The organism is Phytohabitans houttuyneae (assembly GCF_011764425.1).
Classification (GTDB): Bacteria; Actinomycetota; Actinomycetes; order Mycobacteriales; family Micromonosporaceae; genus Phytohabitans; species Phytohabitans houttuyneae.
On sequence record NZ_BLPF01000001.1, the window covers coordinates 1,727,521 to 1,753,055 of the forward strand.

19 protein-coding genes and 1 pseudogene are annotated in these 25,535 nt (G+C 70.0%); 12 read left to right on the top strand and 8 right to left on the bottom strand.

Features of this window, described 5'->3' with window-relative positions:
- The first annotated feature begins 55 nt into the window (after nucleotides 1-55).
- Entirely contained in the window at nucleotides 56-475 is a 420-nt protein-coding gene (locus Phou_RS07925; RefSeq protein ID WP_173054898.1) for an ATP-binding protein, read from the top strand.
- A 113-nt stretch (nucleotides 476-588) separates the two neighbouring features.
- Here Phou_RS07925 and Phou_RS07930 read toward each other — a convergent pair whose 3' ends face one another.
- Nucleotides 589-921, bottom strand: coding sequence for a helix-turn-helix domain-containing protein (locus Phou_RS07930; RefSeq protein ID WP_173054900.1), 333 nt, complete (start codon nucleotides 919-921; stop codon nucleotides 589-591).
- Between the two features lie 716 nt (nucleotides 922-1,637).
- Here Phou_RS07930 and Phou_RS07935 point away from each other — a divergent pair.
- Complete coding sequence (locus tag Phou_RS07935) at nucleotides 1,638-1,814, top strand: hypothetical protein (protein WP_173054902.1); 177 nt, start codon at nucleotides 1,638-1,640, stop codon at nucleotides 1,812-1,814.
- Between the two features lie 1,809 nt (nucleotides 1,815-3,623).
- Entirely contained in the window at nucleotides 3,624-4,862 is a 1,239-nt protein-coding gene (locus Phou_RS07940) for an IS256 family transposase (RefSeq protein ID WP_173054904.1), read from the top strand.
- A gap of 775 nt (nucleotides 4,863-5,637) precedes the next feature.
- On the opposite strand, the gene Phou_RS07945 is transcribed toward Phou_RS07940, so the two are convergent.
- The 5 genes from Phou_RS07945 to Phou_RS07965 form a co-directional block, all read right to left on the bottom strand.
- Nucleotides 5,638-6,372, bottom strand: a complete 735-nt coding sequence (locus Phou_RS07945; RefSeq protein WP_173054906.1) for an AfsR/SARP family transcriptional regulator — start codon at nucleotides 6,370-6,372, stop codon at nucleotides 5,638-5,640.
- Nucleotides 6,373-6,404: 32 nt separating this feature from the next.
- Nucleotides 6,405-7,958, bottom strand: a complete 1,554-nt coding sequence (locus Phou_RS07950) for a hypothetical protein (protein ID WP_173054908.1) — start codon at nucleotides 7,956-7,958, stop codon at nucleotides 6,405-6,407.
- Between the two features lie 42 nt (nucleotides 7,959-8,000).
- Nucleotides 8,001-9,860 (bottom strand): Hsp70 family protein, encoded by a 1,860-nt coding sequence (locus Phou_RS07955; RefSeq protein ID WP_173054910.1) that lies wholly within the window; start codon nucleotides 9,858-9,860, stop codon nucleotides 8,001-8,003.
- 160 nt (nucleotides 9,861-10,020) lie between these two features.
- Nucleotides 10,021-10,557, bottom strand: a complete 537-nt coding sequence (locus tag Phou_RS07960; protein WP_173054912.1) for a helix-turn-helix domain-containing protein — start codon at nucleotides 10,555-10,557, stop codon at nucleotides 10,021-10,023.
- Between the two features lie 266 nt (nucleotides 10,558-10,823).
- Entirely contained in the window at nucleotides 10,824-12,695 is a 1,872-nt protein-coding gene (locus Phou_RS07965) for an Hsp70 family protein (protein WP_218578857.1), read from the bottom strand.
- Between the two features lie 579 nt (nucleotides 12,696-13,274).
- Here Phou_RS07965 and Phou_RS07970 point away from each other — a divergent pair.
- Nucleotides 13,275-14,381: an ISAs1 family transposase gene (locus tag Phou_RS07970; RefSeq protein WP_173058186.1), complete on the top strand. Its 1,107-nt coding sequence runs from the start codon at nucleotides 13,275-13,277 to the stop codon at nucleotides 14,379-14,381.
- A gap of 184 nt (nucleotides 14,382-14,565) precedes the next feature.
- Here the strand turns inward: Phou_RS07970 and Phou_RS07975 are convergent, their stop codons facing one another.
- Nucleotides 14,566-15,849, bottom strand: a complete 1,284-nt coding sequence (locus tag Phou_RS07975; RefSeq protein ID WP_173054916.1) for an NsdA family TPR-like regulatory protein — start codon at nucleotides 15,847-15,849, stop codon at nucleotides 14,566-14,568.
- A gap of 629 nt (nucleotides 15,850-16,478) precedes the next feature.
- Between Phou_RS07975 and Phou_RS07980 the strand changes: the two genes are divergently transcribed.
- Nucleotides 16,479-17,129 carry a GOLPH3/VPS74 family protein gene (locus tag Phou_RS07980; RefSeq protein ID WP_173054918.1) on the top strand — a complete coding sequence of 217 codons (651 nt, stop codon included), beginning with the start codon at nucleotides 16,479-16,481 and terminating at the stop codon, nucleotides 17,127-17,129.
- A 39-nt stretch (nucleotides 17,130-17,168) separates the two neighbouring features.
- The gene (locus tag Phou_RS07985) at nucleotides 17,169-18,704 is read left to right on the top strand and encodes an APC family permease (RefSeq protein ID WP_246273379.1); all 1,536 of its coding nucleotides are present in this window, start codon (nucleotides 17,169-17,171) and stop codon (nucleotides 18,702-18,704) included.
- Nucleotides 18,705-19,028: 324 nt separating this feature from the next.
- On the opposite strand, the gene Phou_RS07990 is transcribed toward Phou_RS07985, so the two are convergent.
- Nucleotides 19,029-19,223, bottom strand: coding sequence for a hypothetical protein (locus tag Phou_RS07990; protein ID WP_173054920.1), 195 nt, complete (start codon nucleotides 19,221-19,223; stop codon nucleotides 19,029-19,031).
- Nucleotides 19,224-19,457: 234 nt separating this feature from the next.
- On the opposite strand from Phou_RS07990, the gene Phou_RS07995 reads away from it, so the two are divergent.
- The 6 genes and pseudogenes from Phou_RS07995 to Phou_RS08020 all read left to right on the top strand — a co-directional run bounded on the left by Phou_RS07995 (nucleotide 19,458) and on the right by Phou_RS08020 (nucleotide 25,507).
- Nucleotides 19,458-20,141, top strand: a complete 684-nt coding sequence (locus tag Phou_RS07995; RefSeq protein WP_173054923.1) for a GNAT family N-acetyltransferase — start codon at nucleotides 19,458-19,460, stop codon at nucleotides 20,139-20,141.
- On the top strand, nucleotides 20,138-21,139 hold the full coding sequence (locus Phou_RS08000; RefSeq protein ID WP_173054925.1) for a hypothetical protein: 1,002 nt from the start codon (nucleotides 20,138-20,140) through the stop codon (nucleotides 21,137-21,139). The genes Phou_RS07995 and Phou_RS08000 overlap by 4 nt, the downstream gene beginning before the upstream one ends.
- 249 nt (nucleotides 21,140-21,388) lie before the next feature.
- A complete protein-coding gene (locus Phou_RS08005) occupies nucleotides 21,389-22,336 on the top strand; it encodes an SAM-dependent methyltransferase (protein WP_173054927.1) in 948 nt (315 codons plus the stop codon).
- Nucleotides 22,333-23,201: pseudogene (locus Phou_RS08010) on the top strand (SAM-dependent methyltransferase). The gene Phou_RS08005 and the pseudogene Phou_RS08010 overlap by 4 nt, the downstream one beginning before the upstream one ends.
- Before the next feature lie 31 nt (nucleotides 23,202-23,232).
- Nucleotides 23,233-24,663, top strand: coding sequence for a hypothetical protein (locus Phou_RS08015; RefSeq protein WP_173054929.1), 1,431 nt, complete (start codon nucleotides 23,233-23,235; stop codon nucleotides 24,661-24,663).
- The gene (locus tag Phou_RS08020; protein WP_173054931.1) at nucleotides 24,551-25,507 is read left to right on the top strand and encodes a S1 family peptidase; all 957 of its coding nucleotides are present in this window, start codon (nucleotides 24,551-24,553) and stop codon (nucleotides 25,505-25,507) included. The genes Phou_RS08015 and Phou_RS08020 overlap by 113 nt, the downstream gene beginning before the upstream one ends.
- The last annotated feature ends 28 nt before the right edge of the window (nucleotides 25,508-25,535 follow it).

Here is a 25,535-nt window from a genome sequence, read left to right on the forward strand (position 1 = left end):
ACTGGGCAGGCAGGGCCTGCCGGCAGCGGCGCTGGCGGGGTGGGAGGAGGCACGCATGCGCGCGGCCGGTTTCCACGCCACCTTGGTGCTGGGCCTGCCGCGTGAGGTCGCTGGCGTACGCCTGATCCGCCAGGTGATGGACACCGTCCTGGCCGCCCTCAAGGTTACCGCCGCCTGTCGTCATGAGATCGCGGTCGCGCTGACCGAGGCGTGCAGCAACGTCGTCGCGCACGCCCAGCACACCGACGAGTACGGGGTCACCGTCACCATCGCTGACCACCGGTGCGTGATCGAGGTGACCGACTCCGGCACCGGGTTCACCCCACCGGACCGGCTCACCCGGCCCGCGCACACCGCCCAGTCCGGTCGCGGCCTTTTCATGATCGCGCAGCTCAGCGACCAGTTCGAGCTGGATAGCGACCCCCGCCGAGGAACCAGCGTCCGGTTCGCCAAACACCTCGTCTACACCGACTGACCCGGCCCGATCCCGCGGGGACCGCCGGCTCTCATCGACGTTCGCAACGATGGCCACGCCCCGTACCACCACCGCCGAGAACGTGGGTCCTGCCGGATCTGCCGGGGTCGAGTTCAGTTGGTGGGTGTGGCTTGGTCGCGTTGGTGGCGGGCGTTGATTTCGAGGGCTTCGGCGAGTTGGTCTTCGAGGATGACGATGCGGCAGGCGGCTTCGATGCCGGTGCCCTGGTCGGCGATCTCACGAACCCGGGCGGCCAGGCGCAGCTGGTAGCGGCTGTAGCGGCGGTGTCCGCCATCGGAGCGGATGGCCTCGAACAGGCGGGCCTGCTCCACCGCGCGCAGGAAACCGGGGGTGGCGCCGATCATCTCGGCGGCCCGGCCCATGGTGTAGGCGGGGTAGTGCTCGTCTTCGAACTTGTCGCTCGAACCGTTATGGCCAGGGGTCATAGACACCTTTCCGGTAAACGCGGGCGAGGATCCCGGCGCCGTGGGGACGCCGGGATCCTCGGGGAGAGTGTTTTTGTTGCATACCATCACCGGCTGGTTGCCGGTTCATCGTCGTCCCGCCCGCCCGCGTAATGGGGAGGGTGCGGGCCGGCGGGATTCGGCTGGATGTGACCGTGGACCACCTTCCGTTCTTGGGGGTCTGCGGCTCCTGCCGGGCATCGTCACGCCGGGCAGGGATCCGATGGCATTCACTCCTCTCGTCGTACACACCGTTTCAAACTGGGTCTTGCTGATCCTGCGTGAACCTGTGGTGCTCGGTGGTGCATGACGCCCGCGATAGTCCGGGTCGGGCGTTGAGCCCGGGTCCGGCCCCGTTACGCCGGCTCACCTTCGTGAGCGGGTCGGGACCGGACCGCGCGGGCCGTTTACCTCTGTGCGCCAGGTCGGCTGTCGCACTGGATCTCTCTTCGCAACACCTGGAACCATACACACGCCCACACCGCATGTCTACCTTCGCCGAAGAAGATTTCCTCGTTTCGGATCTGGCGGATTAGCGGGGCCCGGCGGCCGGTGCCGGTGTGTACCGTGTTGGCTCAGCAATCGTGATACGCGGCTCCGGCAACTGGAGGTGGCGTCATGATCAAACAGTTGGATCGACTTCCCGCCCATTATTCGCAGCGCGCCGCACCGAACTGTCCGCGGCGTGGGAGCACCTGTTGACCGCCGCTTCCGAGGCCGCCCGGCAGGTCGGCGACACATCCCGCACCCCGGGATCGGTGGCCCGGCAGCGGGCCGTGCTGGCCCGGCTCGCCCTACGCGGACAGCTGCCGACCTCGCGGTGGCGGTGGGCCGGCGCCGGCCTTGCCGCCGGGTGGTCATCGGCGCGGTCGTAGCGGTGGTGCTGACCCGACGCCAACCCCCGGCGGACCCCGACGCACCGCATCAGCCCGACGACGCGCCCTCACCGGCGGCGAACCAGGCGCGCACCGCTGCCGCAGTGGTCGAAGAACCGGCCGGCAGGGCCTCGCACAACGCCGCGGCGGCCGGCCTGGACGCGGCAGACAAGACCCGGGATTGGGTGGCCGGTCGGGAACCAGCGGCCGAGTCCTCCCCGCCACCGACCGGACCCGCAGCCCACAGCCACGACTGGCCGGGCAACGAGCCCGCAGCCGTCAGGCGTCGGCGAGGGGCGGTTGTCCACCCGTCGGCGTCCCCGACCTCTGACCCGTGGGTGAGGCGATGGAGTGCGACCTTCCGGAATGTGTGGGCTGCGGCGGCCAAGTCGCAGCCGAGCGGAGTTCCTGTCATCCCAGCGGCGTGAGTGTCGAGTACGGCCGCTGCCTGCACTGTGGTGCCGTCCTACGCCGCTTACGGCGTCCCAGCGCTGACGCAGCAGAAGACCACGTCGGACCCTGGACCGCCGTCTCCATCAACCTCCCAGCCGCACGCCCGGCCCCGGCCCCGGCACCGGCGCGACGGCGGGCGCGCTCGGACTCGACCGGACCGCCGCAACGAAACGGCCTGCGACGGCCGAACCAGTGACCGGCCAGCAAACCGGACTGGCCCCGACGGGATGCCGCCAGCCAGACCCGGGCCCGCCTTCCTGATCAAAGCGCAGCGCCCCGAGCGTCGTGCCACCCGGTAGACAGCGCGAAGTCACACGCCGACGACCGCCGGGCACGAGCTGACACACCACCAACGCACTCGAGGAAGTGACGGGCAACACAAGGGCGTCTTCTTCGGGTACACGTACGCCGAACCGACCGCGCGGTAGCCTCACAAACCCCTAGGATCAACAGCCCGGACCGGCGAGAACAACTCCGACGCTGCAATGAAGACACGTCCACCGCCCACGTCATCGGCCCCAACAGCCGATGGACGCCGCCGAACAGCGCGTCCGACCACAGTGATGGCCGCCGGGTCGCCGGGCGGGACTGGATCGACGCAACTCGGTGCCGTCTTGAACGGCGCGATGAGTATGTCGGGTGTACGGTGAGGCGGTCACCCCGGCCCCTGGTGGCGGACTCCCGCTGTTAGCCACGGATGTTTTGCCACCCGGAGGGGTGTGATGACCGGGACTTCGACACCTGCGCCCACCGTGCTGGTGCGGCCGCTGACCTGGTCCGACGATCACGGACCGCCCACCACGAGGACGCCCGGTAACTATGCAAGTCGCCTGCTGCGGCGAGTGAGCCGGTGTCGGCAGCGTTCGCATGGGCCGGCCGGCCTACCCCTCGGCGGGCATGGCGCACATCGCCACGACGGTCGCCCGCTGACCGGCGGGCGGGCCGGTGTGTTGCCGGGCTCGGGCGCGCGGATGCCAGGCCTCTGGGACCCCGAGAGAGCATCGCGTGGGTGCGGGAAAGACAGACAGCGCAGTCTGTCTTTGACGGTGCCGCGACGGCACGCATAGATCGGTTCAGGTCCGGGCGGTTCGGTGACCGTTCACCGGTGTGCCTGCTGGATACCTTGCCGGGGGTTGGGGAAAGGTGAGGGGTTCCGGGCGGCTCCGCCTGGAACTCCTCACCACGACCGCCTGTCCCCGGACTGGCCCGGATGTTGGGCCTGGTCCCCGCCCTCCAAGGCCGCGTCCACGGAGGTGGTGTACGGCGGGCCTGGTAGTGGGCGTGTCGTGAGGTGAGAGACGGTCATCGCGGAGATCCTTTGAGACGGCTAAGTCATGATCAAAGGAGACCAACGCGATGACCGCACCCAAGAGTGTGGACCCTGCCGGCTTTCTGCGCGAGCAGCTGGAGTCGGCGAGCCCGGATCTTCTGCGGGCGATGGTGAAGACGTTTGCCGAGGCGTTGATGTCGGCCGAGGCCGACGCGGTGTGCGGCGCCGGCTATGGCGAACGCAGCGAGCAGCGAGTCAACTCGCGTAACGGTTACCGACAGCGGGAGTGGGACACCCGGGCCGGCACGGTGGAGCTGGCGATCCCCAAGCTGCGGCAGGGCAGCTACTTCCCGGACTGGCTGCTGACCTACCGCCGGCGAGCTGAGCGGGCTCTGGTGTCGGTGGTGGCCACCTCGTATCTGCTGGGTGTGTCGACCCGCCGGGTGGAGAAGCTGGTCGAGCAGTTGGGGGTGGCGCAGCTGTCCAAGTCGCAGGTGTCGGAGATGGCCGAACACTTGGACGCGCAGGTCGAAGCGTTCCGCAGCCGGCCGCTGGACGCCGGCCCGTACACGTTCGTGTGGATGGACGCCCTGACGGTCAAGGTCCGTGAGGCCGGCCGCACGGTCAACGTGCACGCCCTGATCGCGGTTGGCGTCAACGGCGACGGCGGCCGGGAAGTGTTGGGCCTGGACATCGCCTCGCAGGAAGACGGCGCGGGCTGGTTGGGGTTTCTACGCGGCCTGACCACACGAGGGCTGGCCGGCGTGAAGCTGGTGATCTCCGATGCCCACCGCGGCCTGGTCGACGCGATCGGCGCCGCCCTGCCGGGCGCCGCCTGGCAGCGGTGCCGCACCCACTATCTGCGCAACCTGCTGGGCAAGGTGCCCAAGTCGGCGCAGCCGTGGGTGGCCACCATGGTGCGGACCATCTTCGACCAACCCGATGCCGCCTCAGCGCGGGCCCAGTTCGGCCGCGTCGTCGAGGCGATCGAAGCGAAGTTCCCTGACGCGGCAACACATCTGGATGACGCCCAGGAGGATCTGCTGGCGTTCGCGGCGTTCCCGCACGAGATCTGGCGGCAGATCTGGTCCAACAACCCACAAGAGCGGCTGAACAAGGAAATCCGCCGCCGCACCGACGTGGTCGGGATCTTCCCCAACCGGGCCTCGATCATCCGCCTCGTCGGCGCCGTCCTGGCCGAGCAGACCGACGAGTGGACCGAACAACGCCGGTACATGGGCATCGAAATCCTTGCCAAGGCCCGGCTGACACTCATCGACACACAGGACGACACCCCGGCCACCGCAACGGCGATCGCCGCGTAACATCAACCCGGATCTTCCCGGTGATCGTCTCTTACACCATCACCGTGGACGCGGCCCCCTCCAATCGCATTCCCGCGTACTACTTGCTGGGATTGGAGTAACGCGTGATACCACAACTCGCATCGCCAGTCATTGATGTTGCCTACCTGCGCCTTATGACCCGCTTCACCGCCTCGGGGACGGTCGTGGTGGCCGTTTGCGGAGAGGTCGACATGGCCACCGGGCCAGCGCTTCACGCGCGGCGCATGCGGCAACGACGCGACCACGGTGAAGCGACCGCCGGTATCGTCGCGATGATCGGGGCCGACGACCAGAGTGCGCACGTCAGCCCGCCGGCCCTCGTCAGGTCATCACCGCGCCGCCCTACCGGCCGGGCCAGCGCGCCGGCCGGTCCTATCGAGCCGAGTCGGCCAACCACGACCAGTGCACCTAGCCATTACACCGCGCCCTTCAAAGGTGCAGAGGCGACGCCGTCCCCCGTCGGCGTCGCCTCTGCCATTGCCGCGGGGGCCCGTTTCAACGCCCAGCGTGCGGCACCTCGCGCCGGTCGCGGGCCGCGGGGGCCTGTAAAACGAACGGCACCTCTCTGGTCCCGATGCCTTGACACAGAGAGGTGCCGTTCGTTTGACAGACCCAGACGAGGCATGTGGACAGACCCGCCAACCCTAGACAACAGGTAGCACTACCCAGTGGCGGCGCTGGCCAATGTGGACACGCAGCCGTTGCCTGCGGCCTCGACGTCGACGATCGCGCTGAGTGCAGCGAGAAGGCTGTGTCATCGGCGATGGCGGTCCAGGTCATGATTGGGTGTCGCTTGCGGATACGCGAGCGAGTCGTATCGAGGGTTTACTTCGGTGCTCTTCGGCTGGAGATCGCCGTTGACTGGGTCGACTTGCCTGGCGTGGTGCAGCAGTGCGGCAGCTTCGTGCGGGTGGGTAGCGGCCAGGGTGGTGTAGGCGTCCAGGATTCGGCGGCGGATGGCTTCGCGGTGTGCTGCCAGCCACGGCCAGTGGTGTCCGGCGGCGAGTTCTGCTGGGTGGCCGTTGATGATGGCTCGTAGTGCTGGTTCTCGGTTCTGCGGCTGGGTGGCGGTCGCTGCGGCGTGGACTGCTGCGGCGTGCTGGGCGATGTCGGTGTCGGTGTGGTCCGGATCGAGGCGGTAGAGCTCTGCGTCGCGTAGTACGACCTCGTGTCCGCCGGTGGCTTCGCGCAGCGTGGCGCGTAGGGCGTGCATGGTGGTGTGGAAGCGGTCGCTGCTGGCGTGGGGGCGCACGTTGGGCCACACCGCGGTGGCGATCTGCCGGCTGGTGGCTCCGGCGGGGTGTAAGGCGAGGAAGGCAAGGATCTGTACGCCTGCGGTCCGGTTGATGACGACCGGTCGTCCGCGGCAGGACACGGTGATCGTGCCGAGCAGGGTAATCCGAACCGGGTTGGTTGTTGGCGTCCCGCTACCTGGTCTGGCAGGTGTGTGGTGGCTGTGGATGCCGGGTGTGGGGACACCCGTGGCCACGGGTCGGTCGGTGTTTCGTAGGTCGAGTAGGTCTAGCAGATCTGCGGCGGCGGCCGGGGAAGCATGCAGAACCGGACCTGTTCGGTGTGGTTGTCGGATCGGGTGGCGGTGCCGTCGGCGGTGACGGTGAGGAGGGTGCCGGTTGGCCAGTGGCCGAGGATGGCGGCGGTGACGCCGTGCCGGTGGCCGAGGCTCGCAAGCACAGCGAGGCGACGGGCCGTGTCCGGGTCGGCGGGGGCCGTCGCGAGCAGGGCCAGGGTGTGTGCGGCGTACTGGTCGCTGGCCGGGTCACGCCGATCAGGCTCCGCCTTCAGCAGGATCTGTTCCAGTTGCTGCACCGTGCCGCCCAGGTCCTCGGTTACCTGTAGACCCGGCAGGTGCCGGCGGTCCGTGGCGGCGGAGCCGAGCAGCGTGTGCAGGTCAGCGGCGGTGATGACGACGGCCGGCCGGGCCGCTGGTTCGCGGTGGGTCAGCAGCGCGGTGGTCAGGATGCCGCGGGCCGCGTCGGCTGCGCCTGCCCCGACCAGCCTTACTGCCCCGCCGGGCAGGTCACCGGGCCAGCTGGCCGCCTGCCACCCCAGCCGGCCGGCGTCGTCCGGTGGACCGGCCGGATCGGTCGCCGCGGCCGGCGGGCGCTCCAGCCCGGGAAGCGGCTGCTGTACGTAGGGCAGGGCCGCTTGGACGACTTGGACCGTCGGTGGCAGCGGCACCAGGTCGGGGTCGTCGCGGTCGAGTCGGATCGGGCCGGGTTGGTAGTCGCGGCGGCGACGCCACCACACAGCGGCCCCAGCGGCCGTGACTAGCTCCGCGACCGCCCGGGGCAACCATCCCCCGTCGGGCAGCATGATCCGGTCGCTCGTCGAGGTGAGCGCGGCAGGATCGGGGTCGGCCTCCTGGTGGACGGTGGATGCGTCCGGCGCGTCGCTGACATTGGCCGCGGCGACCGGTAGCCGGTCGGCGGTGGACACCACCGCGAGGTCCGCCGCTTCTGGGATAGTCGAGGCGGAGGTGTGGGCGGTGCTGATGGCGGCGGCGCCGAGCATGCCACCGACCAGCCCTTGTAGCGGTGTGGGAACGGGGATCCGGGGAAGCCAGCGCGCGAAGCGGCCCAGCCGGGTTGCTGCCTCGGCCAGGACTGCGTAGACCAGGGTCAGCCACAGCAGCCAGCCCGCGAGGGCGGTGGCGGCGACGATGGTGGGCCAGGTCAACGGTTCGGCCAGGAAGTTGTGGATCTGAGTTTCGGTGGGCCAGTGCGGCACCGGCCGGCCGGCCCACCAGATCAGACCAGCCGGCAACCCGACCAGCATCGCCAACAGCCCGGCCAGGGACCAGACCGCCTCGACGGTACGCCGCAACCGACGATGCGGCCGGATAAGGATCGTCCAGACCAGCAGCGCCCAACCCAGCCAACCGGTCACGGCGGCCGCGTCGGCGGTCAGCGGATGCGCCAGCCATGCCTCCGCCTGGACGCGGTCCGGCCACCGTGTTGGCAGCGGCCACCGCGCCCACACGACGAGCCCAGCGGGCGGGCCGACCAGCAGGACGGTCCACCACAGCGCGATGACAAGGCGTCGGAGCATGCTCACCGCCCCGGCGGTGTGGGCAGACGGCCGCGTACCAGGGCTGGGTCAGGCATGGCTGGTCCAGGGGTCCGGGTGGAACAGCAGCTGCCATAGCCGTTGCAGCCACCAGCAGGTGACCGCCGCGGCGTAGATCGCCGCGAGGATGCCGGAGGTGTGGATGTCCACAATGGCCATCGTGACCGCCGCTAGCGGGGGCACCACCACCAGCCGATAGACCAGCGGTCCGACCAGTGCCAGCCCGGCGCCGACACCGATCAGGAACCCACCCGTGCGCTGAACGGTGTCGGCCGGCCCGGTATCGGCCGCCATGTAGCCGTAGACGACAGCCAGCAGCAACATCCCCACCGCCGCCGGCACCACCGACAGGATCGGAAACCTCAGCCAGTTGTGCCAGCCGACGGCCGGACTTCGGCCCCGGACCGCCGCCACCACCCCGGTACATGCGGCGACCAGCGCCAACGGCAGTGTGCACAGCATCGCCCACCGCAGAAACGAGCCCAGCGGCGCGGCCAGATACACCGACGCGCCAACCCCGTACAGGGCGGCCACGCACCAGCCCAGGACTGCGGCGACGACCAACCCGCCACCCATCCGGACCGCGTCCGAACTGGCCGCCCGCGGCAGGCCGGCGTTGGCCGGCAGGACCGCGCCCAGCACCGCCGCCCCGCACAGGCAGGCCAGCAACGCCAGCAGGCTGGCCACACCCAACTGTCCCCAGGTCAACACCAGGTTCGGCATGTCCGGCTCGTCGTTACCGACCGGACGGACGAACTGACCGGGGTGGCGGGCCTTGACCATCAGGAACTCCACGAACAGCGCCGCGGAAGCCACCGCCGGGACCAGCACACCCAACAGCCGCCGCACCGGCAGGTCCGGCAACCGCGGCATCACCGGCCACCAACCCGCCGCACCAGCGGGCGGGCCCACCGCCCGGGCGGCGCCGCGCACCGCCGCGAACTGAGGATCCGGGACCACATCCACCGGCCGGCCCACCATCTGCTCCACCACCTGCGCGGCCTGGAGCGCTGCGGCGCCGCCACCGGTCAAAAACACCGCGGACAGCTCGGCGGGCTGCAGGTTGGCGGCCTCAACCGCCTCGACGGTCAGCTGGGCGGCCTGTTCCCACAACGGCGATGCCTGCGCCTGCACCTGCTGCCCGGTCAACACCACCGGCGGGTGCGGCGGCGGCAGACTCACTGTCACGACCGGCTGCGTCGACAACTGTTCCTTGGCGCTGCGGGCGGCGGCCACCACCTGCCACCACACCTGCGTGCCCATCGACGGCGGTGTGTGGCCGTTCAGGCTCACCGCCAGCTGTTCGTCCAGCCGCAATCCGCCACCTTCGGCGTCGTCGCGGACGGACACCACCTCGAACCCGTCCGCCCTGCGCAGCAAAACGGTGGCCTCCACGCCACCGCCGAGGTCGCACACCGCGACATGCCCGCCGACCGGCACCACCGCGCCGGCCGCGACCATCAGATCGGCTACCGCGACCGGCGCCGGCACCACCGCCACGGCGGGCAGGCCAGCGCGGTGAGCCGCCTGGCGCAGCAGCATCGACCTGCGTGGCCCCCAAGTCGCCGGCACCACCAACCGCACATCCGCCACCGGGCCGCCGACGATCTGGCCTACCATCTCGGCGACCCGCCGCAGCGGCTCCGCCGCCACCTCTAGCCCGGTGGTCGTCACCCCGCCGCCGCTGATCACGTCATCGCGGATCCGCCGGGACGGCGACGGCACGAACAACCCCTCGCCCGCCCCCGCGGCGGCCTGCCACGCCTCCACCCCGGCCGACATCCGACCGGTCGAGCTCACAAACACCGCGCTGAGCAGCATCGGCTGGTCATCGAACCGCAACAGCCGCCACTGACCATCCGGCCACACCAACACCGCGGCCGTGCTCACGCTGCCGCAGTCAACGGCAAGCCGTACCTCCCCAGGTGGCATAGACCACAGTCATACCATCAACCGCAACCCAGCGTCACCCCACCAACCGAATCAGTAACCACGAATTGTGTGGCAACGAATGACGAACATCGCCGGGTAAGAAGCTCGAGCAACCGGGTTACTGCCGGCCGATGGTGTGTCCCTGTGAGCGCAGCCGGCGGGCCCAGCCGGCGACCGTGTGGCGGGGCACGCCGAAGTGCTCGGCGACCGCGGTGATCGAGCCGGTCTGCCGGTACACGTCCATGACCTCGTCGGCTTCGGGCATCCGCCGGTACGCGCGGGTGCCGGTGCTTTCGGCGCCGCGTTTCGTGGTTTTCTTCGCGGCGGACCGGGTGGTGGCTTTGGCCGTCGCCTTCTTGGCCGCGGTCTTGCGGGCGCGGCGGCGCGGCGCCGGTGCGGCCTGTTCGGCGAAGGTCTCGGCGACCGGTGGCAGCGCGGGTGGTGGTGCGGGTGCGGCGAGCGCGCGGACCAGCAGGTCGAGGTCGACCGGTGGCAGGTCGGCGGGGGCGAGGCCGCCGCCGCTGGCCGCGCGCACGGTGAGCTCGGTGATTCGCGTCTGTCCGGTGGAGATGTCCACTCGCACGGTGGTGTGTGCCGCGGCGCCGGTGGCCGAGCCGCCGTCGTCGGGCGTGATGGTGATGACGAACCTGCTCACGTGCTGCTCTCCGTCCAATCAGCGCGTCCACGCGCGGTGTCCAAGCATTGTGTCCCTTGCTGGCCTTCCTGCCCGCCGCCGAGCCGGACGTCGCTCGCGCGAAAGCGGTCAGTAGAACGTGCTGTCTCGTCGCTGCCGGTAGTCCTGAACCATCACTCGTCCGAACCGGGTGGTCCGACGTCCGTCGAAGGCAGTGGATGCTGCTGACCAACTACATCGGCTCTGCCGACCGTGCCGGCCGACGCCGATCGGCGGCTGGTGTGCGGTCAGCGCGGGGGCTGCCATGCTGCCGGCGGTCGGTAGGCCAGTTGCCACAGCCGTTGTGCCCACCACACGGTGACCGCGAGCACGTAGATCACGCCCAGGACGCCGGTGCTGTCCGGGCTGGTCAGCAGAGCGGTCGCAGCGCCGAGCGGAGCGGCCACCACAACCCGGTAGGGCAGCGGCTGCGCCAGCGCCAGCGCCGCCCCGACCCCGATCAGCAGGCCACCAAACCGTGCCGCTGTTTCGATGAGCGGGGTGTCGGTCCAGTGCCAGAAGGTGTAGTGGACCAGCAGCATGCCGGCGGTAGCCGCGATCACCGAGCTGATCGGGAACCGGAGCCACACATGCCAGCCCACCGCGGGTCGCCGTCCCCACCGCGCTACTGCGATCGCTGCCACCGCTACCACAACCGCCAGCGGCAGCAGCGGGACTATCGCCCACTTCAGGAACGGGGCGGCCGGCGCCGCGATGTACCCGGCCGCGCCCACCGCATACAGGCCCGCGCCCGCCAAGCCGATCACCAGGGAAGCCAGCAGCCCGCCGCCCATCTGCACCCCGTCGGAGCCGGACGGCGTGCGCATCCCCGCATTTACCGGCAGCACCGAGGCCAGCAGCGCAGCCGCGCACAAGCACGCCACCACGGCCAGCGACCCGGCGATCGCCAACTCACCCCAGTTGATTTTGTAGTGGAAGTCGCCCGGCCCGAAACCCCCCACACCGGGGCTGTAGTCGCGGTACCGGTAAACCTCGTTGTCACGGCCACCGGCCCGGGCCTTGATCGCGGCGAAGTCAACGAACAAGGCCAACGAGGCGGCAGCCGGCACAGCCAGCGCAACGAACCGTCGAAACGGCGGCACCGGCGGCCCGATATCCGGCATCGCCTGGTCCGGGCCGACGGCCGCCGGACCGACGGCTGCCGCAGCGCCGCGCACCGCCGCCACGCCAGGCTCCCCGGTCACCAACGGTTCCCGGCCCACAACTTCGCCCACCGCCCGCGCCGCGGCCGGCATCGCCGCACCGCCACCGGCCAACACCACGCTCACCTGATCCACGGCCAGCTCGGCAGCGGCGACCGCGTCCAGCACCAGCCGTCCGGCCCGCTGCAGCACCGGGCCGGCGAGCGTCTCCACCTGCCCGGCGGTCACCACCATCGGCGGATACGGCGCCGGCCGCTGCACGGTCACCGCAGCCTGCGTCGACACGGTTGCCTTCGCCGCCCGCGCCGCCGCCAGCAACTGCCACCGCACGCCCGCGGCCACGCCAGCGTCCGTACCACCCGGCCGACCATCCAGGCTCGCGGCCAACAGTTCATCGATCTGCAGCCCGCCGGCATCCTGGTCGGTCAACGTGGACAACACCTCAAAGCCGGCCGACCCGCGGCGCAGCACCGTCACCTCGGCGCCGCCGCCAATGTCACACACCGCCAGGTAGGAGCCCACCGGAAAGCTGTGGCCGGAGGCCAGCAGGTGCTCGGCGACCGCGACCGGCGCCGCCACCAAACTCACCTCCCCCAGACCCGCTCGCCGGGCAGCCCGCCGCAACCAGGTGCACCGCACCGGCCCCCAAGATGCCGGCACCGCCAGCCGAGACTGCTGCACCGCAACCCCAGCTATCCGGGCCGCCTCCCCCGCCATCCGCGCCAACGTCGCCGCGACCAAGTCCACGACCGGCACCTGACGACCGGCCAACAGCGCATGTTCCTGCCCCACCAGCCGAAGCGGACACGGCTCGAAACCGTCCGGCGTGATGGCGGCCGCCTGCCAGGCCTGTTCACCGGTCGAGATCGTCCCATCCGCGGAGACGTGCACCGCGCTGGACAACCACGGAACCCCGTCAGGATGCAGCGGCAGCCACCCACCGTTCGGCCACGCCACCACACCAACCGTCGTCACACGTCCACAGTCGACTGCCAGCCGCAGCCCGTCAGCACGCATAGATACCAGTCATACCACTCTGGCTGACCGAACCGTCGCTGCGATGCCCCAATCCACAGGCTTGCCGGGAATCCGTCCTCGCCTTGCCGTGGGTGCTCACCGCCGCGGTCTGTGCGGCGATCGTCGGCCACCGCTTCCCACCGCGATCGGCAAATGGGTCGACGATCCTCAGTGAGCCGGCCTGGATCCCCCAACGCGTCGGCCAGTCGGGCACTTGGCGCGACCAGCCAGCGCGACCGCGATCGAGACAGGGCCGCGCGCAACAGCGGGCGGCGGCGTGGTCAACCCGTCGATCTGCCCAGTCGCAACCGGGTCCAGGGCTCCGGCAAAGTCGCGACGGTCTGGTTTAGACAGTTGATGTAGACACGCCCTGTTCGTGGATGACGGGGCGGGCATGGCCGTTCAGAAGATCATCGAGGTTCCTACGCCTTGTGATCGGTCTGAAAGAGAGCCATGCCCGCGTTGCCATCATCGCTGATCTCGTCGCTGTCCACCGCGTCGGCCTCCTACCGCGGGCAGATGCCGCCGGTAGGTCTGCTGGCAGCGCTGGGGCACGTGCCTGATCCGCGGGCTCGTCGTGGCATCCGGCATCGGCTGGGCACGGTTATCGCCATGGCGGTGTGCGCGGTGATAGCCGGGTACCGTTCGTACACCGCGATCGGTGAGTGGGTCGCGGACCTGCCAGCTGAGTCGGCTGCCCGGTTGGGAATCGATCCGCGACGGCGGCCGTCTGAGGCGATGATCCGCCGACTGTTGCAGGCACTGGACGCGGACCGGCTCACCACAGTGATCGCCGGCTGCCTCGTCCAACACCGCCCTCAACCCGCCGCGGGGACGCTGCCGGCGCTCGCGGTGGACGGTAAGACCATCCGTGGCTCCGGCGATGGCGACAACACGGCCAAGCATGTGCTCGCCGCTGCCGATCACACCACCGGCGCGGTACTGGCCAGCACGGACGTCGACGCGTCCACCAACGAGATCACCCGGCTCAGGCCGCTGCTGGACCAAATCCCCGACCTGGCCGGTGTAGTCGTCACCGCGGACGCCTTGCACTGCCAACGCGACCACGTCACCTACCTGACCGGGCGCGGCGCGCACTGGATCCTCACCGTGAAGGGCAACCAGCCGCATCTGCACACCCAACTATCGGCCCTACCCTGGCGGGCGGTCCCGGACGCCGACCGAACCGCCGACCGCGGTCACGGCCGCCGCGAGATCCGCACCAGCAAAGTGCTCACCCTCGCCAGCGGGATTGACTTCCCGCACGCCGCGCAAGCCCTCCGGATCAGGCGCCGCCGTCACGCCCTGGACCAGCCCAGGCGGTGGACCACCGAGACCATCTACGCCATCACCGACCTACACGTGCACCAGGCCAAGCCCGCCCAACTGGCCGCCACCATCCGCGGCCATTGGTCGATCGAGAACAAAGTCCACTGGGTCCGCGACGTCACCTACGACGAAGACCGATCCCAGATCCGTACCGGCACCGGCCCCCAGGTGATGGCCGTCCTCCGCAACGCCGCTATCAGCATCCTCCGCCAGGCCGGCCTCACCAACATCGCCGCCGCCAACCGACACCACGCCCGCGACAGCCGCCGCCCGCTCGACCTCCTCAGGATCAGCTAACGACTTTGCCGGAGCCCTGCAACCGGGTCGGAGCCCGCTGAGCGCGCGATGATTCGGGTACCGTCGCGCAGTCGCAGTCCGTTGACGGCGTCGCCCGTGGCTGTAGGCGCCCCATGGCCACGCCAATCTAGGGCAAGCCGCGCCTCGGCCAACGTCAATCGGCTGAGGCGCTGACCTCATCAGGTCATTCCGGTCCCTCGTCGTTGCTCTCCATTGCCACGCGGTACTCCTCCTCAAAATCGTCGGCCGCTGGGGTGCCGCGGTACTCGCCGAGGAGCCGTCGCAGGGTCTGGACGCGTCCGTCCGCGCGCACTGACCCAGCCCGGAGTGAGAGCCCCAGCGCCCGCGACGCTGTCTCGGCTGAGCGCTCGATCTCACCAGCCTGCAACAGCGACTCAGCCAGCCACGTCAAATACAGTGACGTCTCCCGGGCCGCACTATCGTCGTAGCCGGCCGTCGCGCGTTCCAAGATCGGCACGGCCCTAAGCGGACGCCGTAGCTCCGTCCACACCCGGCCGGCCATTATCTCGACCTCTTCCAAGGACAACCAATAGGTCCACGGCGGATCATCTGCTGCCTTCCGGTCTGAGTAAGCGCCGTCGGCAGCGTCCAACGACCGCTCTGCCTGACCCGCCTCGCGAGCACGCGCATGCGCCCATGACAACCGATCCAGCAACAGGGCTCGCGTCGTCGCGGTGGCGGCACGCCCAGCGCCACGTACGGCGGACCGCGCCAGTATCACTGCATCTCGCGGATCTCCAATGTTGGCTACCTGATATGACAACGACGACAGATTGTTGGCCGCCCCGGGCGCGTCGCCACCGGCATGCGCCGCCCGCACGCCCGTCAGGTAAAGCCTTTGCGCGTCGGCATGCTGGCCAGCATCGGACGCGACCCACCCGGCGAGCTGGCACAGTTCCGCGATCGCGACCAGCAGCCGCTGCCCGATGGCTTCAGTGTAGGAAGCATCCCGCAATAGACCGGCCGTCGCGACAAGTTCGGCCGTGACGACCTGATAGGTGCCCGTGCCGCCCAAGTGGTCGTCAAGCAGGCGAAGCTGCTGAACGCGCTCAATTACTCGTTCTACAGTGGACTGGCCGATCCGCCGGCCGGCGCGTACCTCGTACACCTGCGGGGGATCGGCGATCAGCCATTCATGCGCTAGGCGCAACGCGTTGCCTGCGCTGGGCGTCTCCGCGAGCAGCATCGCCGCGAGTCCTTCAGAGTCGCGACGCCGCCATGCCTCGCCGTCGATCGTCCACTCACCGACCGAGCTGCCACCGATCATCGCCACAAGTTCGTCAGTGCCGAACGCCTCATCAAGCGCCGATGCGTAGAGGTGCGTCGGTGGCCGGATGCCGCGCACAATCCGGGACAGGTGTGCTGCGTCGAGGTGGGCCCGGCGGGCAACACTCCGCAGGCTCTCCGACCCACTGAGCCGCCTGACTGCATCCCCGAACGTCTCCACGCCCTCTCCCGGATCACATGTGGGTGTTGCCAAGTGTTGCCAGCCGATCCGGCCGCACGTGCCACCTATTGCGCGTACCGGGCAATGGCAAGACTACGGGGCACGCGGGTGCGATGTCTCGACGCACCTACAAGTAGTCCCGCTTTGCTGTGATCCGAACCACCGGAACGGGCGACATATCAAGCGTCGCGTTGCCATAAAGCCCGAACAGGAGGAGGCGCCGTGAACGGTCGCCCGTGTTCGCTGCCCAGACGGGCCGCGTTTTCGCAAGCGGGTGCTAGGTGCAAGGCGAGCGGCAGGTGCAGCTGCCCGCCCCGGGGCAGCGTTTATCAGTCGCCGTCCGAATTGCCGACTGCGGCCAGATGACGCCGCGACGGTCGAGCACGTCGACCTACGGCGCGTTGGCCCAGCGTGCGCTGGTCCAGCCGACGGAGCACTCGCTCTATATGGCCGCGGTGATCGGACGAAGCACACGTGAACAGGCTCGACGAAAGCGCCGGACGAGTTGGCATTCATCCGGCGCACCTCAGGGTTCTGGCCGCTGTCGCTGCCAGGGGCGCGGCGGCGGTCAGCACCCACTCCATCTTCAAGATCTGCATTCCGTCGGCTCCGGGAGGGACTGGTCTGCGATGCAGGCGCGCATTACTGCCTCGATCGCGGATGACTTCTTCCGTCTGGCCCATGATGACTCGTCTGGTCGCCCGTTGCTGCATCCGCGGGCGACCACGGTTGGTCTCGCGGCTGGTTTGCTTGCCGAGTTGCTGTACCTGCAAAAGATCGTCGTGCAGGCCGGCCGCGTCTACGTCGTCACGACGAGTGCTCCGGGGGATGCGCTTGCGCACAGGGTGCTGGCCGAGGTTGCCGCCGAGCGTGGTGCTGTTGCTGTGGGGACGTGGCTGACTGTCCTGGGTCAGGACTCGTACGAGCAGGTTGCGGAGCGGCTGGAGCGTAACGGTCGCGTCCGGGCGCAGGTGTCCCGCCGCCGGTTGGTCATGGCGCAGACCAGGTATGTGCCCACGGATGTCAACGAGGCGGGTTGGCCGGCGGCCCGGCTGTCGCTGGCGCTGCGTCAGCGTCGCCGGCTGGCGGCGCAGGATGAGGCGCTCGCGGCGTTGATGTGGGCGACAGGCCTTGACCGGTATGTGCTGGACGGCGCTCCAGCGCACGCGTACACGCAGTTGCGGGCGTTGGTCAGTCACCACTTGTGGCCGCCGATGGCCGAGCTGGCGCAGCACACGCACGCGGCGGTCGGCAAGGCCGTTGCCGCGCACCGCAGCTAGATCCTTCAAGTCCCTGACCTTGCGATGTGGAGTTATAGAATGCCACGTACAGGCCCTTCCGGTCCGCCGGGCCAGCCGAGCCGCGTGGAGTTGGCGTTGGCGCGCACCCGGATGGGTGTCCCGTCGGTGATGGCGTTCGTGCTGGCCGCTGCCGCACCGCTGACTGTCATTGCGGGCTCTGCGTCGACGGGTTACGCGGTGACCGGCTATGTCGGCGTGCCGGTCGCCTATCTGACGGTCGGCCTGGTGTTGGCGGTGTTCTCGGTTGGCTATGTGGCGATGGCTCGCCGGGTGCGGCAGGCCGGCGGCTTCTACACGTACGTGAGTCTCGGCCTGGGCCGGGTGCCCGGGGTGGGGGCGGCGATGGTCAGCCAGCTGGGCTACAACGCGTTGCAGATCAGCTTGTACGGGGCGTTCGGTGTGGTCGCTGCCGCTGTGGCGCAGGCCCAGTTCGGGTGGCGGCTGGGCTGGTGGGTGTACGCGGTTGCCGGGTGGGCGCTGGTCGCGATGCTCGGGTTGCGCAGTGTGAAGGTCAACGGCCGGGTCCTGGCTGCCCTGCTGGTGTTGGAGCTCGCCGTGGTGGTGGTCTTCGACCTTGCGTTGATCGCGCATCCCGCCGGCGGTCAGGTCAGCTTCGCGGCGTTGTCGCCGACCCAGCTGAGCGAGGCGGGGGCGGCAGCGATCCTGGTCGGTGGGATCGCCGGGTTCGTCGGCTACGAGGCCGCCGTCGTGTTCTCCGAGGAGGTCAAAGACCCGCGCCGCACGGTCGCCCGGGCCACCTACCTGGCCTTGGCGTTGATCGCCGGACTGTACGGGTTGTCGACCTGGGCGATGACAGTCGCCACCGGCCCGACCAACATTGTGGCCGCCGCGCAGCGGGACGGCACGGACCTGTTCTTCTACCTCGCCGCCCCGTACCTGCCCGCCCCGCTGGTCGACGCTGGCCGGATTCTGCTGCTGACCAGTTTGGGCGCGGCGTTGCTCGCCTTTCACAACATGATCGCCCGTTACACGTTCTGCCTGTCCCGCGAGGGTGTCCTCCCCCAGTCCTGGGGGAGGACCAGCCGCCGCACCGGCGCACCCGTCTACGGCTCCGCCCTGCAGTCCCTGCTCGCCGTCGGGGTGCTCGTCGTCTACATCGGCCAAGGGCTGGACCCGATGCGGCACCTGTTCTTCTACGGCGGTGTCACCGGCGGCCTCGGCGTGCTGATCCTGATGACCGCCACCAGCGTCGCGGTGGTCGGCTACTTCGCCCGACACCGGCATGCTGAAACGGTGTGGCGGCGGCTGGTCGCGCCGGTGTTCTCGGCGCTGGTCCTGCTCGGCATCCTGGCCGCCACCGTGTCCGGGTTCGGTGAGCTGCTTGACGTGTCCGGGCATTCACCGCTGCGGTGGCTGCTGCCGGCCAGTTTCCTGGCCGCCGCCGTGGCAGGTGTGGTGTGGGCGCTGATCCTGCGCCGGGTGCGCCCAACGGTGTACGCGGTGATCGGGCTCGGCCCGGACAGCCTGACCGTCACCAGCGCCCCACCGCAGGCCAGCCACAGCCTGCCCGTGGCCGGGGCCAGTCATGCCTGAGCAGCCGGCGGGCTCCGCCAACGCAGGCGGACATCCGACCAGTCCGCTGCGTCCGAGGACGCTCAGCCGCGCGCGCCAGATCTCCCGCAGCGCTACCTTTGCCGGCGGTGGAGGGCTGGTTGCCAGGGTGCGACGGATCGGTAGCAGCATGGTCGACGCCTTCGCCGTGGTCGTGTTCTTGCTGTTCGCAGGGCGTGCCCGCCGGGAGGCGTTGTACGCCGACGCGGACCGGATCGTCGAGCAGCTGCGCATCGTATGGGGCCCGTTGGCGGCGAAGTCTCTTGCCGCTGGCCATCCGGATCCGACCGTGCGGGAGCGGAGCCTTCAGCAGATGCTGGCCACTCCCCGCCCGGCACCGTCCCGGTCGTCGTCGCCGCGGCGGTGCAGCCGCCCGGCGACGGCGCCCGCGGGTGGGAAGGACGGCACGCGATGACCGCCCTCGAACTCGCCCGGGTGGAAGAGCCTGCGGCCCTCACCGCCGCCCTCGGCCACCATCCGCGGTGCGATCCAGCAGAGCACACCACAGCGAATCCCACGAACGCACCGCCGTCCACGTCGAGCGGAACCAAGGCCCGGCGTGGGACCCAGCCCGTCGCGCTACGCAGGCCCGCCGCTGTGCCCGAGTCGACCGGTTGGGGTGCGGCGTCGGCAGGCCAGCCAATTGCCGCCGGGCGGCGGTGGGGTGCCGCCCTATCCGATCTGTTGCCGGTATCGGCCGGCATGAACACCGTCCATTGTGAAGGAACTCGTGTGATGACCGATGAGAAGCAGACCGGGCGGCCTTGGGTGCCGGCGATCCGGGATGCCCAGCCAGGCGACGTGGACAAGATCACGAACGTGTTGGTGGAGGCGTTTATGGCCACTCCGGACGCGGTGTGGCTGATCCCGGACGAGCAGGAGCGCCGCATCGTGTATGGCCGATACAGCCGGGCGCTGTTGGAGGCGGCGCTGTCGGAGGAGTCGGACGGGTGGTTCATCCACGTCACCGATGATGTGGATGCGGTCGCGGTGTGGCAGGACTATGTGGAGTTCGAAACCCCGGCCCCGGATCTGTACAACGAGATCCTGAACGCGACGTGTGGCCGGTACGCGGACCGGTTCCGGCTGCTGGACTCGGTGCTGGCCCGACATCATCCGACCGCCCCGCATCACCATCTGGCGTGGTTGGGAGTCCGCCCGGACGGGCAGGGACACGGGTTGGGCAGCGCGCTGCTGCGGCACGCCCAGCAGTCCATGGACGCCACCGACGACAGCGAAGGGGTGCCCACCTACCTGGTCGCGGTGTCCGCGCAGGCTCGGGACTTCTACGAGCGGCGCGGCTACTGGCTCTACCACCCGGCGCCGATGTTCCTGCCCGACTCAGGGCCGCCGTTGTGGGCGATGTGGCGCGACCCCGCCCCCGCCGCAGCAGCAGGCACCGCCGAGGAGACGCGATGAACCGCCAGGACCGCGACATCAACGAACCGTCGCATGCGTCGCCGGGCGATGCGGTGAACCTGCCGGGCGCGTCGAGGAAACGCTGGTCGCGCGGCGGCCGGTGGCTGCTGGCGGCGTTTCTGGTGCTGATGCTGCTCGGCCCGGCCGCGGCCAGCGTGACGTTCCATGCGCCCTCCGGGCAGCCGGTCACGGCGGCGGCTGATGACGGTGCGACATTGGGTCCATCGGATTCGATGCAGCTGTCGGCGCGGGAGCGGCTGCTGCGGCTGGCCGACACGATCACCGCCACCCCCGCCGACACCGCTCGCGGCTACGCCTACCATCACCAGCGGCGTTGGATCCTCGATACCACTGGCAGAAGGGACGGGCGCGGCCCTACCCGGCCGCCGGGCTGGCGAGAGCACACCCCGGCCGTGCTCGCGGTCGACATCCGCCGGTGGGAAGCCAACAACGGCTCCGGCCGCGATATCACCGTCGAGGTCGGCCCGGACTACACCCTGACCGGCGCCGACCCCCACCATCGCAGCACCAACGCCGAGTTCACCCGCGGCCGCACCACCGCCAGCAGGTACCCGGCCGGGCACCAGCGGAGCATCATCGCCGGGCCGCCCGCCGCCGACCCCGACCAGCTGGCCCGACAGCTCGCGTTCGACCCGCTGCCGGACGGCCCGCCAGCCACCCTACGCGCCGTGGACGAGCTGTTCACGTCCTTCTACGTCGACCTGCCGGTCCGCAAAGCCGCCCTGCGCGTGCTCGCCGACGTAAACCCGATCAGCTACCGCCCGGGTGTGACCGACCGGCTCGGCCGCACCGGCGTCGCGGTCACCCACACCAGCAACCGTGTCACCCACGCCCTGCTCTTCGACCCGGCCACCGGGCTGCTGCTGGCCTCCGAACAACGGTCCGTCGGCGCCCACGAGTACCTCGACGTGCCCCCCGGCCTGGTCCGCACCTACACCCTGTTCCTCACCCAAACCCGCCGTCCCGGGCTGCGCTGAAGGCCACCCGCTGATGACCGCCACAGCCATCCCCGACGGCCACGCCCTCCCCGCCCGGCTGCCCGCCCCACTCCCCTCGCCGGCGGGCGGCCGGCGCCGCCCGGCAGTGACAGATTCGGTCCCTGTCCCGTCCCCGCGGCGCCCGGTGGTGTGCCGCCGCCTGACCTCCGCAGGCGGCGGCACACCCGCCACCGCCGAGAACCCGCCCGGCCCGCCGACGATGCAGAAGTCCCAGCCGCAGCGGCCGCCATGGCGCGCCCGCCCGGGGACGAGGTCGACGTCGATCGGCCGAACGTCGCGCGGATCTACGACTACCTGCTCGGCGGCGCGCACAACTTCCACGCCGACCGGGCCGCCGCCAAGCACGCCCTCGCTATCGCACCAGCAATGGTGGACGCGGCCCGCGGCAACCGGGCATTCCTACGCCGCGCCGTCCAGCACGCCCTCGATGACGGCGTGCGCCAGTTCCTCGACCTCGGCTCAGGCATCTCGACCGTCGGCAACCTGCGCCGCATCGTCCACGCCGCCGACCCGCACGCCACCGTCCTGCACGTCGACCACGACCCAGTCGTGGCCGCACACACCCGCGCCCTACTCGACGACACCAACACGGCCGGCATCATCCACGCCGACCTGCGTGACACCGACACCATCCTCGACCACCCCGAAACCGCCCGGCTGATCGACTTCCACCGACCGGTCGCCGTCCTGCTCGTCTACGTACTGCATTTCCTGCCCGACGACCCCACCAGCCCGGTCGCCGCCCTCTGCCAGCCGCTGACCACTGGCAGCCACCTCGTCATCAGCCACGCCACCACGACCACGCCGCACGCGGGGAGCGACGCCGTCCAGGGGTTGTACGCCGGCACCCCGACACCGCTACAGCCACGCAGCCGGCGACAGATCCGGGCACTGTTCACCGGCTTCGACCTCATCCACCCGCACCCGGACTCGACCACACCAGCCGACCTGGTGCCCGCCGCCGCGTGGCGACCCGACCCCGCAGACACCCCACCACCCACCCAGAGCCCGTACCTGTCCGGCCTGCTCGCCGCAGCCGCCCGCAAACCCTCCACCGCAGCCGCGGTGCCCACCGGCAGTCGGATGCCAGCGGCCGGGGCCAGCACCTGCACCCCACCGCCAGATCCAACCGCCGCCGACCGGCAACAGCCAGACCCGAGGACCAGCCACCGATGACCAGACGACCCGGCACCCCCGCCGCCAGCACTTCACCCGCCGCAGCCGTGACCGGCAGCGGTCACCAGCCGATCGACACCTCCCGGCCGCACCCGGCCCGCCGCTACGACTACTGGCTCGGCGGCAAAGACAACGTCGCCGCCGACCGCGAATCCGCCGACCAAATCGCCGAAGCCTTCCCACACATCCGCACCGCCGCCCAGGAAAACCGACGCTTCATGCACCGGACCGTCGCCTACCTGGCCGCGCACGCCGGAATCCACCAATACCTCGACATCGGCACCGGGTTTCCCACCTCCCCCAACGTCCACGAACTCGCCCAGGCGACCGCCCCCGGCTCCCGAGTCGTCTACGTGGACAACGATCCCGTGGTGGTGGTCCACGCCCGCGCGCTGATGACCAGCACCCGGAAGGCGCCACCGCCTACATCCACGCCGACCTGCGCCAGCCGAACACGATCCTTAACGACCCGGCGCTCACCGCCACCCTCGACTTCACCCAACCGGTCGCGCTGCTACTCATCGCCGTCCTGCACTTCCTCGACAACGCCAGCAACCCCTACGCCGCCGTCGCCCGACTGCTCGACGCCCTCCCATCGGGCAGCTACCTGGCCGTCTCGCACGCCACGTTCGACCCCCTTCCCGCCGACACCGTCGAGCGGCTCACCGCGCTGTCCACGCCCGGCGCCGGCCACGGCACCTTCCGACCCCGCACCCGAGCCGAGGTCAACCAGTTCCTGCATGGGTTGGAGCTGGTCGAGCCCGGCCTGGTCCCGATCGTGCACTGGCGGCCCGACAGCGCCCCCAAACCCACCGCCTCGGTGCAGGAAACCGCCGTCTACGGCGCCGTCGCCCGACTGCCATGAACCACACCACCCTGATCAGGGAGGCCAACGCATGACCCGCATCGCTGTTGCGCTGTTCAACTACCAGGACGGCGGCCGCCAACCCGACGGCACCTACGACTTCACCAAACTGCAGCGGGCCTTCGCCGACGTCGACGAACCGCCCGCGCTGATCCTGTTCTGCGAAGCCAAGAACTACCGCGACCACGCCGGCCAACCCAAGTACACCGCAGCCGAAACCCTGTCCGACGAACTCGGCGTGCCATACACGGTCGAGCTGGGCAGCAACGACCGCTCCCCCATGCCACCAGCAATCTTCTACAACCCCGACACCCTGATCCTGCGCAGCTGGTGGAACCAACACGACCCCGGCATCTACCAGGACCAGCGCAACGTCGCCCGGTTCGCCATCCGCGGCAACGCACCCAACCAAGAAGGCCGCACCGAGTTCCTGGCGTTCGTGCACCACTGGTCCCCGCTGTCCGGCGACAACCGGCTCGAAGAGGCCAGACGCGCCAGCCGGTACGGCGACGCCCAACCCGTCCCGGTGATCGGTGGTGGCGACCTGAACGCCACCGCATCCGGCAAACACCTGCCGCAGCGCGACTGGATGGCCGCGCACTTCAGCGCCCGCACCCACAAAGGCGTCCGCGGACCGGACGGCCAGTGGGGACCGGACACCCGCGCCCTGGACCACCTCATCGGCGTCTGGGACGAGACCACCCACCAACGCGAAGACGGATGCGGCCTGCACGCCATCGCCGAGATCGCCTGGCGCACCGATCCCACGCAACCGATCCTGCCCACCGTCAACGACGGCGTCGATGCCGGCGGCGGCCTGCTCATCGACTGGCTCCTGGTCAACGACGCCATGACACCGCACGTCATCCCCGACAGCTACAAGGTCCACATTCCCGAGGCGGGCCAGCAGCACCCTCCGACCACAGGCTCGTCACCGTCGCCCTCGATCTGTGACCGCGCCCACGGATCCGCGCGGCCGCAGCAGGACGGCACCCACCACTCGAACACAGTCACGCTCGGGAGACGCAGGCATGATCACGATCGAGACGGTTTGTCGACATCGAAGAAGTCGTACCAGGCGACACCTGTGAACTCGCCGCCCGCCGGCCAGGCAGCGGGACGCCCCGGCCCGATGCCTCACCAGGCGCCAGTTCCAGCCCGTGCCGCCCGACGCAAACGCGATGACCGCCGCTCGGGAACCCCACGTTTCAGCGCGGGACCTGCTGCGCCCCCGTGTCCCTTTTGGACTTGCCGCCCCGATGGCGGCAAACCCCGCCGCAACCCCGTGGCGGGAGCCATTCCCTTGTCCTTCAACCGAAAGCAGGATCGTGAACAGGAAACTTCTCAGCATGCTCGCCGCCGCAGTGGCAGCGGTGCTGCTGTCCGGCACCGCCGCCTCGGCCGCCTCGGCCGTCGACGACCCGCCACCGATCGCACCGGCGGCCGTCACTGCAGCCGGTGAGCAGCCGGAACCGGACGGGACCATGTCCCCGATGATCATCGGTGGGCGGCCGGCCAGTCAGCGGTATCCGGGGCTCGGGTCGCTGCAATACGTGCGCGGCGACGACCCGCACTGGCACACCTGCGCGGTGAACCTGTGGGACCCCTGGCACGCGATCACCAACGCCCACTGCGTGACCAACTTCCCAGACGCCTCCACGAAGGACCCGAGCATTTACACCATCCGTTTCAACAGCAGCGACCGGCTGGCAGGCGGGGTGCTCACCGGGGTGAAGAAGATCGCCGCGTACCCGACCTGGGCGTGGGGCGCCGACCCGACCGTCGTGCAAGGCGACATCGCCGTGCTGTGGCTAACCAAACCGGTCTGGACCGTGCCAGCGGCGCTGCCGCCGGTCCTCGCCCCGTGGCCGGTCCGCCAATGGGCGGCGCGGATCGTCGGCTGGGGCTTCACCGCCCAGCCGTTCGCCGGCGCGACGCCGCAGCACCTGGCCGAAGCCGACACCCAGATCGTCGACCCCACGCACTGCGCGGCAGCCGCCATCGACGCCAACGAGGTATGTGTCCTCAACGTCGCCAACCCGACCATCTCGGCCTGCTACGGCGACAGCGGCGGCCCGGTCATGACCCCGACCCGGCTACGGCACACCTGGCTTCTGATCGGCACCGCATCCCGCGCCACCAGCAGCGACTGCACCGGCGCAGCGGTCTACACCTCGGTCAACGCCTACCGCGACTGGATCAACCAGACCATCGCCGGCACCTACACCACACCGAAGCCGAAGCGGCCCGGACTCAACCGCCCACCCGTGTACCGGTGGGCAGGCTGCCCGACAACCTGCCAGTAGCCCTCCTGTAACACCGCAAGACCGTTCT